Origin of the sequence: Paracoccus marinaquae, assembly GCF_018860165.1 — a bacterium.
Lineage (GTDB): Bacteria > Pseudomonadota > Alphaproteobacteria > Rhodobacterales > Rhodobacteraceae > Paracoccus > Paracoccus marinaquae.
Genome location: NZ_JAHKNG010000015.1, coordinates 57,262 through 70,568 on the forward strand (window position 1 = coordinate 57,262; position 13,307 = coordinate 70,568).

Sequence of the window (13,307 nt, forward strand, 5' to 3'; positions counted from 1 at the left end):
AATCTTTATGCGTCATGCACCTGTCCGGCAAAACCGGGCGGCGGGTCGGCAATTCAGCAGATCTCGGCTTGCGGAACCGTCACGGATTATCTTCCGGGGGTGAAGGCAGGCCCTTTCCCGATGGAAGCATGTCCGCGGTCCACGCGGGAAAGAAGGCGGAACCTTCCTCGAAGGCGAGGCGATCGTGCCACCCGAAAGCCGGGCGGCACGATGAACCACGGCAGGTCAGTGCGGCTGCTCCGAGACCAGGGCATCACCGCTCTTGAGGTGGTGGCGCAGCAACTGCTTTTGCCGTCCACCCTTCGGGATGGTGCGGATGGCGTTGCTCTCGGCCGGTTGGCGGCCCCATTCGGGGAACAGCGCCAGCAGTTCCTCGACCTGCTCGGCGGGCAGGCTCTTCAGGACTTCGGGGCCGGTATAGAGGCTTTCGCTCAGCGCACCGTCCGAGAAGACCAGTTCGTGCTGATCGAAGATGAAATGCACATATTCGACTTCATTCAGGTCTTCAGCGATCTCGACGCCGGGCCAGCCAAGCAGCTTTTTCGCCGAGATCAGGACTTCGGCCTCGCCGAACATGCGTTCGGCGATTTTCGAACTGACCAGAACCCGGTGCTGGGGCGACACCAGCAGGTCGCGCTGCGGGACGTGCGGCCCCAGGGCGCCGGCGCGGATGCGGATCGGGCGCATCCGCGACTGGCCGCGCAGATGGGCGGCGCTAAGCTTGCTTTTGCCGATCCACAGGATCGGCTTGGGGCCGTGGTCGTGGGTCACGACCAGATCGCCCACCGCCAGATCACCGGCCATCACCTCGCCCTGCGGGGTCAGGATGCACGTCAAACCGGTGAAGCAGACATAGAAGGGGATGGTGATGGTGCCGGTGCTGAGCAGGTCGTCGCCATTGTTGAAATAGGTGCTGATCTCGGCGGTGACCTCGGCAGGCGGGGTCGGTGCCGGTTCCAGGTCGATGGCGCCGGTGTTCAGGACATAACCCGAGGCGGTCGGGGTCAGTGCCGGGTGGCCGACGGGATAGTCGCGGGTGATGGTGATCGTCTCGCCGGGATTGTTGGGATCGTCATAGGTGAAGGTCACCCGAACGCCATCGACATCGACGATCGGCGGGGGGGAGTTGATCTCGTTGATCAGATCCTCGATCGTGGTCACCTGCACGGCACCGTTATTCTCTCCGATCTCGCCGCCGGTATTGTCGAGCTGGTTCAGATCGCCGAGGCTGCTGCGCGCACCGACGCCGATGCCCGAGATGTTGGCATTGAAGTTGTCCGCCAGCCTTTGCGCCTCATCGGTATATCGGCCGCCCGCGTTCTGTGCGCCATCCGAGAGGAAGATCACCTGATTGCTGGCATTGGGGTCGACGTTTTGATCATCCCAGGACCGGTCGATATCGGAAAGGGGGTCGGCGTAGTTAGTGGCGCCGTTAGGCCGAAGTGTGCCAAGTGCGGTGTCGAAGGCAGCCTGATCGTCGAGGTTGAAGACGCCGACCACTCGTCCCTGCGAACCATACTCGACCAGCGTGATGGTCACGCGCGAGGGGTCATAGCCGTTGTCGATATAGGTCTGGAACAGCGCCTTGGCGGCGATCACCTGTGCTTGCAGGAAGGTGTCGACACGACCGTCTCCGTCGAGGTCGGTGCCCGATGAATCCGCGGTCGACCCCGAGGTGTCGATGGCCAGCGCGATATTGATATCGTCGTTGTTCTGCGCCGCGAGACTGACCTCGTGCCGGATCTCCACCGTATCGGTTGCATATTCCGGGTAGGTTGTGGTGGTCGTGACCCCGACCCCGTCAATCGTGCCGCCGCCTGTTACATCTGGCATAACGCCCTCGCATAAAACAATCTGACTGGATTCTATATCATTGCGTTTTGTGCAGACAGGATATCAGCCATCGGCGCGGTGCTGTCTAGCTGTCCTATTGGACAAAATTGACGCATCGGCCGTTGAAACCCCGGCCCGCGCGGGGATGGGGCCTGCGCCGGTCGAGATGAAGTGCCCGGCGAGAGGGCGGCCGATCAGGCCGCCGCGTCCTTGCGGGTATAGTTCAGGATCGGGGCCAGCCAGCGTTCGGTTTCCTCGACCGACATGCCCTTGCGGGCCGCATAGTCGCGAACCTGATCCTCCTCGACCTTGGCGACACCGAAATAATAGGCGTCGGGATGACCGATATAGAGGCCCGAGACCGAGGATCCCGGCCACATCGCCATGCTTTCGGTCAGCTTCACGCCGGTTGAAGATTCCGCATCCAGAAGTTTGAAAAGTGTTACCTTTTCCGTGTGATCGGGTTGCGCCGGATAGCCCGGTGCCGGCCGGATGCCGTCATAGCCTTCGGCGATCAGTTCCTCTTTCGAGCAGTTCTCCTGCGGGGCATAGCCCCACAACTCCTTGCGGACGCGCTGGTGCAGCATCTCGGCCATGGCCTCGGCGATGCGGTCGGACAGCGCCTTGACCATGATCGCGGCATAGTCGTCATTGGCGCGCTCATAGCGGGCGGCGATCTCGTGATCCTCGGGGCCGGCGGTCACCACGAAACCGCCGACATAGTCGGGCACGCCCTCGGGCGCCACAAAATCGGACAGTGCGACATTCGGCCGCCCGCCGCGCTTGGTCACCTGCTGGCGCAGCATGTGCAACGTGTCCAGAACCTGCGTCCGGTCCTCGCCGGTGAACAGGCGCACGTCGTCGCCCACGGTATTGGCCGGCCAGAACCCGACCACGGCGCGCGGGCGGAACCATTTGCCCTCGATGATCCGGGTCAGCATCTCCTGCGCCTCGGCGAACAGCGTCCGGGCGGCCTCACCCTGCTTCTCATCGTCCAGGATGCGCGGATAGACGCCTTTCAGTTCCCATGTCTGGAAGAACGGCGTCCAGTCGATATAGCTGGCGATCTCGGCCAGATCCCAGTCGTCGATGACACGGGAGCCGGTGAAGGACGGCGCGGTGGCGCGATAGGCCGACCAGTCCACCTTGAGGGCATTGGCGCGGGCGGCAGCCAGCGGCAGGCGCTGCTTGGCGGCCTCGGCGCGTTCATGGCGTTCGGCGACATCGGCATATTCGGCGCGGATGCCATCGACATAGGTCGCATTCTGCGCCGGCGACAGCAGCGAGGACACCACGCCCACGGCGCGGCTGGCATCGGTGACATAGACCGCCGCGCCCTTGTTGTAGCGGGGCGAGATCTTGACCGCCGTATGCACCTTCGAGGTGGTCGCCCCGCCGATCAGCAGCGGGATGTCGAAACCTTCCCGCTCCATCTCGTTGGCGACATGGACCATCTCGTCCAGCGAGGGGGTGATCAGGCCCGACAACCCTATCACATCGACCTTCTGCTCGCGCGCGACCTCGAGGATCTTCTGGCTGGGCACCATCACGCCAAGGTCGATCACCTCGTAATTGTTGCAGGCCAGCACGACGCCGACGATGTTCTTGCCGATGTCATGCACGTCGCCCTTCACCGTGGCCATCAGGATCTTGCCGGCGCTTTCGCGGCCGCCGTCCTTTTCGGCCTCCATATAGGGCAGCAGCACGGCCACAGCCTGTTTCATCACCCGGGCCGATTTCACCACCTGCGGCAGGAACATCTTGCCGGCGCCGAACAGGTCGCCGACGACATTCATCCCGGCCATCAGCGGGCCTTCGATCACGTCCAGCGGCCGGGCGGCGGCAAGGCGTGCCTCCTCGGTATCACCCTCGATATATTCGGTGATGCCGTTGACCAGCGCATGTTCCATCCGTTTCTCGACCGGCCATTCGCGCCAGGACAGATCCTTCTCGCGCGCCTTCTGCCCGGCTTCGCCGCGGAACCGCTCGGCCACGTCCAGCAGCCGCTCGGTCGCGTCGTCGCGGCGGTTCAGGACCACATCCTCGCAGGCCTCGCGCAGTTCCGGGTCGATCTGGTCATAGACGGCCAATTGGCCGGCATTGACGATTCCCATGTCCATCCCGGCCTGAATGGCGTGATAGAGAAACACGGCATGCATCGCCTCGCGCACGGGCTCGTTGCCGCGGAAGCTGAAGCTGAGGTTCGAGACCCCGCCCGAAACATGCGCATGCGGCAGGTTCTGGCGGATCCAGCGCGTCGCCTCGATGAAATCGACGCCGTAGTTATTGTGTTCCTCGATACCGGTGGCGACAGCAAAAATATTCGGGTCGAAGATGATATCCTCGGGCGGAAAGCCCAGGTCCTCGGTCAGGATGCGGTAGGCGCGGGCGCAGATATCCGTCTTGCGTTGCAGGGTGTCGGCCTGCCCGGTCTCGTCGAAGGCCATGACCACGACCGCGGCGCCATAGGCCAGACACAGCCCGGCCTGATGGCGGAACTGCTCCTCGCCCTCCTTGAGGCTGATCGAATTGACCACCGGCTTGCCCTGAACGCATTTCAGCCCGGCCTCGATCACCTCCCATTTGGAACTGTCGATCATCACCGGCACGCGGGCGATATCGGGCTCGGCCGCCAGCAGGTTCAGGAACTCGACCATCACGGCCTGACTGTCGATCAGCCCCTCATCCATGTTGATGTCGATGATCTGGGCGCCGTTTTCGACCTGATCGCGGGCAACCTCCAGCGCGGCGGCGTAATCGCGATTGGTGATCAGCTTGCGGAACCGGGCGCTGCCGGTGACATTGGTGCGTTCGCCCACGTTCACGAAGGGAATGTCGTGGGTCAGCGTAAAGGGTTCCAGCCCGGACAGGCGCAGCAGACGTTCAGGCATATTCGGGAACCTTTCGCGGGGCATGTTCGGCCACGGCCTCGGCGATGGCGCGGATATGGTCGGGGGTGGTGCCGCAGCAGCCGCCGACGACATTGACGAGGCCATCGCGGGCGAAATCGGCGATCTGCCGGGCGGTATCCTCGGGGCCTTCGTCATACTGACCGAAGGCATTGGGCAGGCCGGCATTGGGATAGGCGCAGATCAGCGTCTCGGCCACGCCCGACAGTTCAGCCAGATGCGGCCGCATGGCGGCGGCGCCAAGCGCGCAGTTCAGGCCCACGGTCCATGGCCGCGCGTGGCGGACCGAATACCAGAAGGCGGTCGGCGTCTGCCCCGACAGGGTGCGCCCCGAAGCATCAGTGATCGTGCCCGAGATCATCAGCGGCAGCGCCTGCCCATGCGCCTCCATCGCCTGGATGCAGGCGAAGATCGCGGCCTTGGCGTTCAGCGTGTCGAAGATCGTCTCGATCAGCAAAAGATCGGCGCCGCCCGCGATCAGCCCGGTGGCCTGCTGGTGATAGGCTGCGCGCAGATCCTCGAAGCTGACGGCACGATAGCCCGGATTGTTCACATCCGGGCTGATCGAGGCGGTGCGGTTGGTCGGGCCGATGGCGCCGGCCACGAAGCGCGGCCTGCCGTCAATCGCGGTCGCCCGGTCCAGCGCCCGGCGGACGACGCGCGCACCCTCGACATTCAGGTCATGCACCGCCGCCTGCAGCCCGTAATCGGCCTGCGCGATGGTGGTGGCGGAAAAGGTATTCGTCTCGACGATATCGGCCCCGGCCATGGCATAGCGGAAATGAATCTCTTCCACCGCCTCGGGCTGGGTCAGGATCAGCAGGTCGTTGTTGCCCTTCTGCGGATGGTCGGAATGATGCCGGCAGACATGACCCGAGCCTTGGCCGGTAAAGTCGTCCTCGCCCAGGCTCAGCGCCTGAATCTGCGTTCCCATCGCCCCGTCGAGAACAAGGATACGTTCGGCCGCAGCACGGTTCAGTGCCGCAAAAGCGGGGGAGGGGGGAAGTCTGCCGGTCATGATCGCGCCCTTCGTCAGCAAGCCCGCTACATAGGGGATATGGCGAATATCGGCAAATTCATAATTTTCCAGATGATGATGAGGAAAATTGATAATCTACGGGATCGCCACGCCGCGATCGTCCTTCAGCGTCTTCAGCACGATTTCGGACCGCACCTGCGCGACCTGCGGGTGCGGCAGCAGATGGCCGTGGATGAAATCCGCGAAGGCGTCCAGATCGCGGGCGTGAATATCCAGCACATAGTCGGCATCGCCCGAAACCGAGAAGGCCTGCCGGATCTGCGGATGACTGGCCACGAAACGGGCGAAGTCCTCGCCCTTCTGCTGGCCATGGACGGACAGGTTCACCCGGATGATCGCCCGCAATCCGTAGCCCAGCTTGGCCGCGTTCAGCCGTGCCGCATAGCCCTGGATCACGCCATCGCGTTCCAGCGCGGCCCGCCTGCGCGAGCATTGCGAGGCCGAGAGGTTCACCACTTCGGCGAGGGCGGCATTGGTCATCGCGCCGTCGCGCTGCAATGCAGAAAGAATTGCAATATCGAAGCCATCCAGTTCCATTCCGCGCGCCGCTTTCCGATTTGATGCGGGTTTCGTGCGATAGTGCCGCAATATTCCCGCATTTCGCAAGTATCGCGCATGGCGCATCGGGCATGATTCCCGCAGCGACAGGAATCAGGAGGAGCGCATGGGTCCCTTTCCGCACAATGCCCCGAAGGCGACGATCAGCAAGGCCAATCCGGCCGGAACCGATGGCTTCGAGTTCGTGGAATTCGCCCATCCCGAACCCGGCAAGCTGGACGCGATCTTCCGCCAGATGGGTTTCGTCCCGGTGGCGAAGCACAAGACCAGAGACATCACCCTCTATTGTCAGGGCGACATCAATTACCTGCTGAATGCCGATGCGGCCAGCCACGCGGCGGAGTTCGTGGCCGAACACGGCCCCTGCGCCCCGGCCATGGCCTGGCGCGTCGTGGACGCGCAGGCGGCGCTGAAGCGCGCGCTCGATCTGGGCGCGTCGGAATATACCGGCCCCGGCAAGTCGATCGAGGCCCCGGCGGTTTACGGCATCGGCGGCTCGCTGCTTTATTTCATCGACCGGTACGGCGACAAGGGCAGCGCCTATGAGGCCGATTACGACTGGCTGGGCGAGGCGAATCCGTCGCCCGAGGGCTTTGGCTTCTACTATCTCGACCACCTGACCCATAACGTGATCCGCGGCAACATGGACACCTGGTACAAGTTCTACCACGACACGTTCAATTTCCGCGAAATCAAGTATTTCGACATCAAGGGCAAGCAGACCGGGCTGGTCAGCAGGGCGCTGACCTCGCCCGACGGCAAGATCCGCATCCCGATCAACGAAAGCACCGACGATCACAGCCAGATCGAGGAATACCTCAAGGAATACAAGGGCGAGGGCATCCAGCATATCGCCATTGCCAGCAATGACATCTATGCCGGCACCGATGCCATCTCGGCCGCCGGGATGGACTTCATGCCCGGACCGCCCGATGTCTATTACGAGATGTCGCACAAGCGGGTGAAGGGCCATGAAGAGCCCCTCGAACGGATGAAGAAGCACGGCATCCTGATCGACGGCGAAGGCGTCGTTGGCGGCGGCGAGACCCGGATCCTGTTGCAGATCTTCTCGAAGACGGTGATCGGGCCGATCTTCTTCGAGTTCATCCAGCGCAAGGGCGACGATGGCTTCGGCGAGGGCAATTTCCGCGCGCTCTTCGAATCGATCGAGGAAGACCAGATCCGTCGCGGCGTCCTGAACGCCGAACCGGCCGAGTAGGGGAGAGCGGCCCCGCCCGTCCTTGCGCGGGCGGGGCCGGTAATCCATCCATGAGCTGGACCGACTATTCTTCGGCGCCCGCGCCGGGCACGCCGATCTGCGCCGAGGCCGGGATCACCGCAGTCCATCCCCTGACCATCCGCAGCGAGCGGGGGGAATTCCCGCTGATCCTGTTACGCGACGGCGACAAGCTGCGCGCCTATGTCAATGCCTGCCCGCACCAGTACCTGCCGCTGAACTATCGTGGCGAACAACTGCTTTCTGCGGATGGCGCCATGCTGCTGTGCACCAATCACGGGGCGCGGTTCGACATTTCCACCGGCCGGGTGATCGAAGGCGCCGATTGCGGCCTCGACCCGGTGCCGGTCAGCATTGCCGAGGGCATGGTGGTGATCGGCGAATAGCCCGTCGGGGCGCGAACCGCTACAGCTGCCGCAGCCGTGACAGCGCCTCGGCCCAACCGGGGATCAGCGCGGGATCGGGCTCGAAGCGGGCAGCAATCGCGGGCGGGGTCAGCACCTCGGACCCGGCACCGGTTGCCGCCATCAGCCCCAGCCGTGCCGCGCCGAAGCCCGCGCCGGTCTCGGCCCCCGCCGGCCGCAGGACGGGAACGCCCGTCGCCTGAGCCAGCATCGACAGCCACAGGTCCGAACGCGCCCCCCCGCCCATGGCGATCAGCGCATCGGCCCCGCCACCGGCCGCACGCAGCGCGGCCATGTTCTCGGCCAGGGCCAGCGCCACCCCCTCCAGCACGGCGCGGGTCATCTGCGGCCGGCTGCTGCGCGAGGACAGGCCGGTGAAGGTCGCCCTCAGCGTCGGGTCGTTCAGGGGGGTGCGCTCGCCCGACAGATAGGGCCAGAAGGCAATGCGGCCCGGCAGGGCGGGGGCGGGATCAAGTTCGGCCAGCAGTTCGGGCGCCGGGCGGCCGCAGATGCCGGACCACCATTCCAGGCAACCCGCCGCCGACAGGATCACCCCCATCTGGTGGCACTGACCGGGCAGGGCGTAGCAGAAGGCGTGGATGGCGGTCTCGGGCGCGGGCAGAAAGCGGTCGGTGGCCGCGAAGATCACCCCCGAGGTTCCCAGCGAAACCAGCCCCGGTCCCGGCCCGGTGATCCCCGCGCCGATGGCGGTGGCGGCATTGTCGCCGGCCCCGCCCGCGACGGGAATGCCGGCCGGCAGGCCCAGCTCGGCCGCCACCTTGGGGCGCAGATGTCCGGCGATCTGGCTGCCCTCGGCCAGGGCGGGCATCATCGTCCGGTCGAGGCCGGTCGCGCTCAGAAGCGCATCCGACCAGTCACGCCGGGCCGGATCGAACCAGGCCGTGCCCGAGGCGTCGGACATGTCGCTGATCGCCTCGCCGGTCAGCCACAGACGCAGATAGTCCTTGGGCAACAGGATCCGCGTGATACGGGAAAACAGGTCGGGTTCGTGCCGCTGCATCCAGACCAGTTTCGGGGCGGTGAAGCCGGCGAAGACGATATTGCCGGTGATGGCACGGAACTGCGGATCGGCGTCCAGCTGTGCCGCCTCGTCCGAGGCGCGCCCGTCATTCCACAGGATCGCCGGGCGCAAAACCCGATCCGAGGCATCAAGGCAGACCGCGCCATGCATCTGCCCCGAAAGCCCGATCCCCGCGACCCTGTCCAGCGGCAGGGCAAGATCCCCGATCGCGGCGCGGGTGGCCTCGATCCAGTCCTGCGGCTGCTGTTCCGACCATCCCGGCTTCGGGGTGTCGACGCCCAGCCGGGCATGGCCGGTCCCGCATACCGCATGGCTGTCGTCGATCAGCACCACTTTGACGCCCGAAGTGCCCAGATCGATTCCCAGAAACATGGCCGCCCTCCCTCGCTGATGGCGACTGTGAGCGATTTGTCCGGGCGATGCCAGAGGGGCAGGTGGCCCCCGGGTCCGCAGCGGTCGCGTCTAGTCGCGCAGCATGCCCATCAGATACCAGGCAAGGGCCGAACAGATCAGCGTCGCAATGATGACCGGCAGGGCGGTGCCGTCATAAAGCAGGCCGACCGGGGCGGCGATCAACGTGGCCAGCAAGGTCGAGGTCGCGGAGACGATCGAGGCGGCCATGCCGGCGATATGGCCCATGCGCTGCAGGGCCAGCGCATTCAGGTTGCCGAAGGTCACGCCGGCCATGAAGAACACGCTGACGCACCAGATGAAGAAGGCCGGGAATTGCAGGGCTTCCGGCAGCAGCCCGCCGCCGACCAGAACCAGCATCACCGCGCTGACGCAGGTCTGCATGATATAGGCCCATTTCGCGATGCGCCGCATGCCGAAGCGGGTGACGAAGGCCGCGTTCAGCACCGTGCCGGCACCCGACAGCAGCGCCATCGCCGCGAACCATGAGGGGAAGGCGTCGCCCTTGCCATAGGCCTCGCCGAACAGCTGCTGGGCCGAGGACAAAAGCCCGAACATCTGCCCGAACCCCAGCGTCAGGATCAGCGTGCACAGGACCACGTGACGGTCGGTCAGCACCTCGCGCGCGGCTTCTTTCAGTGGGCCTGCGCGCAGCGGACGGCGGCGCTCGGGGGGCAGGGTCTCGGCCTGGCGCAGGTTCAGCCAGGTGCTGCCGATCACCGCGAAGATCAGGAAGCCGATGAAGACGCCGTGCCAGCCGGCCAGCCAGATCATGCCCTGGCCGATCGAGGGGGCCAGCGCCGGGATGATGATGAAGACCATCATCACGATGCTGGTGATCCGCGCCATCTCGCGCCCCTCATAGAGGTCGCGCACCAGCGCCAGCCCGACGATGCGCGGCCCGGCGGCGCCGAGGCCCTGGACGAAGCGCGCGGCCAGAAGCACCTCGATCGAGTTGGCGAAGATCGCCACCACGGCCGCCGCGGCATAGATGGCGAAGCCGATGGTGATGGCGCGCTTCCGGCCGATGGCGTCCGAGATCGGGCCGGCAAACAGCGTGCCCAGCCCCATGCCGGCCACGAAGGCGGTCAGGATCAGCTGTGCCCGGTTCACGTTCTCGGGTGTCAGCTGCGCCGCGATCTCGGGCAGGGCCGGCAGCATCGCGTCGATCGAGAAGGCGATGGTGGCGAACAGGAAGGCCAGCATCGTGATGAATTCGGGCATCGGCAGACGCTGTTGCGGCGCCTGCTGGAAGTGGACGGTCTGAGTCATCGCGCACCTGTGGCTGAGGCGCTGCCATAGCCGGAACTTGCATTTCGTGCAAGTCTGGCCGCTGCGTTACATCGGTTGTGCCGTCAGTTCGTCGATCACCTTCTGCCAAAGATCGGCCGGCTGCGCACCGCTGACGACATGGCGATGGGCAACGATGAAGGTCGGCACCGAATTGATGCCGCGCTCGCGCGCATGGGCCTCGCGGCTGGCGATCTCGTCGCGGTCGGCGTCGCCCTCCAGAAGCTGCGCGATCAAGGTCTGATCCAACCCCGCGGCCCCGGCGATGCGGGCCAGTTCGGCCCTGTCGCCGATATCGCGGGCCTCCTGCCAATGGGCGCGCAAGAGGCCCGACATGACGCGGCTTTGCGCACCCTCGAGCCCGGCCCAGTGCATCAGCCGGTGTGCATCGGTCGTGTCCGGCTCGCGCGCGGACGGGTTCAGGGTCAGGCCCAGTTGCGCCGCGCGTTCGGCCACCGCGCGCGAGGCCTCTTGCGCCCGGTCGCCCAGCTTGGCCTTCAGATAGTCGATCCGGTCCATGCCGCCGGGCGGCATCTGCGGGTTCAAGCGGAACGGGTGCCAGGCGATCTGGAACGGGTGGCCGGGGCGGCTTTCCAGCGCCCGGTCCAGTTCCAGCTTGCCGATCAGGCACCAGGGGCAGACTGGATCGGCGAAGATGTCGAGCGGGATCATGCCGGGGTCCTTCGATGCGTCTCGCGCAGGGCGCGGCGGTTGATCTTGCCGGTGGGGGTGCGGGGCAGGGCGTCCAGCCGGATGTAGTCGCGCGGCTGCTTGTACCGCGCGAGGCCGGATTCGGCCAGTGTGCGCAGGGCCTCGGCTTCGGCCGGGCCGGTCCAGAAGGCGGCGATGATGCTGCTGCCGGGGCCGACCTCGATTTCCGCCACGGCCACCTCGCCGGCCTGCGGATGGGCGGCCAGGACCTCTTCGATCTCGGGCGGGGCGACGCGGAAGCCGCCGGCATTCATGATGTCGTCGGCGCGGCCAAGAAGGGTGATCGCGCCAGCCTCATCGGCCTGCGCCTGATCGCCGGTCAGGAACCAGTCGTCGTGAAAGCGCGCGGCGGTATCCTCAGGCTGGCCGAGATAGCCCAGGAACAGGCCCGGATCGTCACGCCGGACCGCCAGGGCGCCGGGCTGACCGGGGGGCAGCGGCTGGCCGTCGGGGGCAAGGATGGCGACATGGCGGCCGGGTTGGGGAAAGCCTGCGGTGCCCGCGGGCGCCGGCCGCGACGGGCTGCCCGAGATGAATGTGGACAGTTCGGAGGCGCCCATCGCCTCGTGCAGATCGGTGCCGGTGCGGGATTGCCAGGCGTCGCGCAGGGCGGGGTCCAGCCGCTCGCCCGCGGCGAGGCCATGACGCAGGCTGGCGATGGGGCGCCAGTCGGCCCGCAACAGGCGGCGAAAGATGCCGGGTGCGCCGGCAAGGATGGTCGCGCCATGCCGCCCGGCCAGAAGCGGAAGCTGCTCGATCGCGGTGCCCTCGGCCGGGATCAGCGCCGTGGCGCCGAGGGTCCAGGGGTCCATCAGCCCGGTGCCCAGCGTGAAGGTCCAGTTGAAGGCGCCGGCATGCATCATCCGGTCGTCGTCGCTGAGGCTATACCAGCCGGCGAACATCATCCGGCGGGCAAGGATGGCGCGATGGGCATGCATCACCGCGCGCGGCTGGCCGGAACTGCCCGAGGTATAGATGATATAGGCCAGCCGGTCCGGATCGCCGGTCGCGAACCCGGCCGGGGGCAGGTCCGCAAAGGCCGACAGGGTGGCTTCGGTCAGCAGCGGGGCGGGATGGTCGGGCAGGGCCACGCCGGCGCCCCCGACGACCATGGCGGGACCGATCTCGGCGGCGATCTTCGTCACCTCGCGCGCGGTCAGCATGGCCGAGGTCGGCACCGGCACGATGCCGGCCGCGATGGCGCCGAGATAGGCCACCGGAAAGCCCGGCGTATTGCCCAGCCGCATCAGCAGCCGGTCGCCCGGTTCCAACCCCGCCCGCAGCAGGCCGGTGGCGGTGCCGCGCACGGCGGCGATCAGTCTGGCATAGGACCAGCGTTCCGCACGCGCCGGGCCGATGACCGACAGGGCCAGCTTGTCAGGTGTCGCGGCGCCCGCGCGCAGGACATGTTCGGCAAGGTTCATCATCCGCCTCCGGGTCTGGAACAGGGGGCGTTAAAGCAAAGAAAAACGGCCCGCGCAAACGGGCCGTTTCCATGTCAGTGCCAGACGCGGCTGGATCAGAGCAGTTTCAGATCGCTGGCCGAGGCGCGGCCGTCACGGCCCGACTGCAGCTCATATGCGATCTTCTGATTGTCCTTCAGTCCGGTCAGCCCGGCGCGTTCCACCGCCGAGATATGCACGAACACGTCCTTGCCGCCCTCATCGGGGGCAATGAAGCCATAGCCTTTGGTGGCGTTGAACCATTTCACCGTTCCGGTCGCCATAACCGTTCTCTCCTTCAAGTCAATCCCGACGCAGGATTGCGCCAGGCCGTGCAGCCCGCTTTCGGTCTTCCGGCTGCCCAACAGAAGGGAGGCGGTAGAAAGTCTTCGCTCACGCTGCGCAGAGGATGAACGAATCGGTCGGAAACG

General features: G+C 65.9%; 11 protein-coding genes. 2 read left to right on the forward strand and 9 right to left on the reverse strand.

What is annotated here, in order from left to right:
* Positions 1 to 225: 225 nt before the first annotated feature.
* The 4 genes from KNW02_RS10415 to KNW02_RS10430 all read right to left on the reverse strand — a co-directional run bounded on the left by KNW02_RS10415 (position 226) and on the right by KNW02_RS10430 (position 6,318).
* Positions 226 to 1,833 (reverse strand): Hint domain-containing protein, encoded by a 1,608-nt coding sequence (locus tag KNW02_RS10415; RefSeq protein ID WP_216033203.1) that lies wholly within the window; start codon positions 1,831 to 1,833, stop codon positions 226 to 228.
* 194 nt (positions 1,834 to 2,027) lie between these two features.
* Complete coding sequence (metH, locus tag KNW02_RS10420; protein WP_216033204.1) at positions 2,028 to 4,724, reverse strand: methionine synthase; 2,697 nt, start codon at positions 4,722 to 4,724, stop codon at positions 2,028 to 2,030.
* Complete coding sequence (locus tag KNW02_RS10425) at positions 4,717 to 5,760, reverse strand: homocysteine S-methyltransferase family protein (RefSeq protein ID WP_216033205.1); 1,044 nt, start codon at positions 5,758 to 5,760, stop codon at positions 4,717 to 4,719. Before KNW02_RS10425 ends, metH begins: the two co-directional genes overlap by 8 nt.
* Before the next feature lie 96 nt (positions 5,761 to 5,856).
* Complete coding sequence (locus KNW02_RS10430) at positions 5,857 to 6,318, reverse strand: Lrp/AsnC family transcriptional regulator (RefSeq protein ID WP_216033206.1); 462 nt, start codon at positions 6,316 to 6,318, stop codon at positions 5,857 to 5,859.
* 127 nt (positions 6,319 to 6,445) lie between these two features.
* On the opposite strand from KNW02_RS10430, the gene hppD reads away from it, so the two are divergent.
* A complete protein-coding gene (gene hppD, locus KNW02_RS10435; RefSeq protein ID WP_216033207.1) occupies positions 6,446 to 7,558 on the forward strand; it encodes a 4-hydroxyphenylpyruvate dioxygenase in 1,113 nt (370 codons plus the stop codon).
* A 50-nt stretch (positions 7,559 to 7,608) separates the two neighbouring features.
* On the forward strand, positions 7,609 to 7,962 hold the full coding sequence (locus tag KNW02_RS10440; RefSeq protein WP_216033208.1) for a Rieske (2Fe-2S) protein: 354 nt from the start codon (positions 7,609 to 7,611) through the stop codon (positions 7,960 to 7,962).
* A gap of 19 nt (positions 7,963 to 7,981) precedes the next feature.
* Here the strand turns inward: KNW02_RS10440 and xylB are convergent, their stop codons facing one another.
* The 5 genes from xylB to KNW02_RS10465 form a co-directional block, all read right to left on the reverse strand.
* Positions 7,982 to 9,394: a xylulokinase gene (xylB, locus tag KNW02_RS10445; RefSeq protein ID WP_216033209.1), complete on the reverse strand. Its 1,413-nt coding sequence runs from the start codon at positions 9,392 to 9,394 to the stop codon at positions 7,982 to 7,984.
* A gap of 90 nt (positions 9,395 to 9,484) precedes the next feature.
* A complete protein-coding gene (locus tag KNW02_RS10450) occupies positions 9,485 to 10,705 on the reverse strand; it encodes a multidrug effflux MFS transporter (protein WP_252733682.1) in 1,221 nt (406 codons plus the stop codon).
* Positions 10,706 to 10,771: 66 nt separating this feature from the next.
* Positions 10,772 to 11,395: a DsbA family oxidoreductase gene (locus tag KNW02_RS10455; RefSeq protein WP_216033210.1), complete on the reverse strand. Its 624-nt coding sequence runs from the start codon at positions 11,393 to 11,395 to the stop codon at positions 10,772 to 10,774.
* Positions 11,392 to 12,858: a class I adenylate-forming enzyme family protein gene (locus tag KNW02_RS10460; RefSeq protein WP_216033211.1), complete on the reverse strand. Its 1,467-nt coding sequence runs from the start codon at positions 12,856 to 12,858 to the stop codon at positions 11,392 to 11,394. The genes KNW02_RS10455 and KNW02_RS10460 overlap by 4 nt, the downstream gene beginning before the upstream one ends.
* Before the next feature lie 95 nt (positions 12,859 to 12,953).
* Positions 12,954 to 13,160, reverse strand: a complete 207-nt coding sequence (locus KNW02_RS10465; protein ID WP_216033212.1) for a cold-shock protein — start codon at positions 13,158 to 13,160, stop codon at positions 12,954 to 12,956.
* Between the last annotated feature and the right edge of the window lie 147 nt (positions 13,161 to 13,307).

Bases quoted from the DNA above. Each gene is read 5' to 3' on its own strand.
- KNW02_RS10455 (WP_216033210.1), bottom strand. From the start codon at position 11,395: ATGATCCCGCTCGACATCTTCGCCGATCCAGTCTGCCCCTGGTGCCTG.
- metH (WP_216033204.1), bottom strand. From the start codon at position 4,724: ATGCCTGAACGTCTGCTGCGCCTGTCCGGGCTGGAACCCTTTACGCTG.
- KNW02_RS10460 (WP_216033211.1), bottom strand. From the start codon at position 12,858: ATGAACCTTGCCGAACATGTCCTGCGCGCGGGCGCCGCGACACCTGAC.
- hppD (WP_216033207.1), top strand. From the start codon at position 6,446: ATGGGTCCCTTTCCGCACAATGCCCCGAAGGCGACGATCAGCAAGGCC.
- KNW02_RS10430 (WP_216033206.1), bottom strand. From the start codon at position 6,318: ATGGAACTGGATGGCTTCGATATTGCAATTCTTTCTGCATTGCAGCGC.
- KNW02_RS10440 (WP_216033208.1), top strand. From the start codon at position 7,609: ATGAGCTGGACCGACTATTCTTCGGCGCCCGCGCCGGGCACGCCGATC.
- KNW02_RS10465 (WP_216033212.1), bottom strand. From the start codon at position 13,160: ATGGCGACCGGAACGGTGAAATGGTTCAACGCCACCAAAGGCTATGGC.
- KNW02_RS10415 (WP_216033203.1), bottom strand. From the start codon at position 1,833: ATGCCAGATGTAACAGGCGGCGGCACGATTGACGGGGTCGGGGTCACG.
- xylB (WP_216033209.1), bottom strand. From the start codon at position 9,394: ATGTTTCTGGGAATCGATCTGGGCACTTCGGGCGTCAAAGTGGTGCTG.
- KNW02_RS10450 (WP_252733682.1), bottom strand. From the start codon at position 10,705: ATGACTCAGACCGTCCACTTCCAGCAGGCGCCGCAACAGCGTCTGCCG.
- KNW02_RS10425 (WP_216033205.1), bottom strand. From the start codon at position 5,760: ATGACCGGCAGACTTCCCCCCTCCCCCGCTTTTGCGGCACTGAACCGT.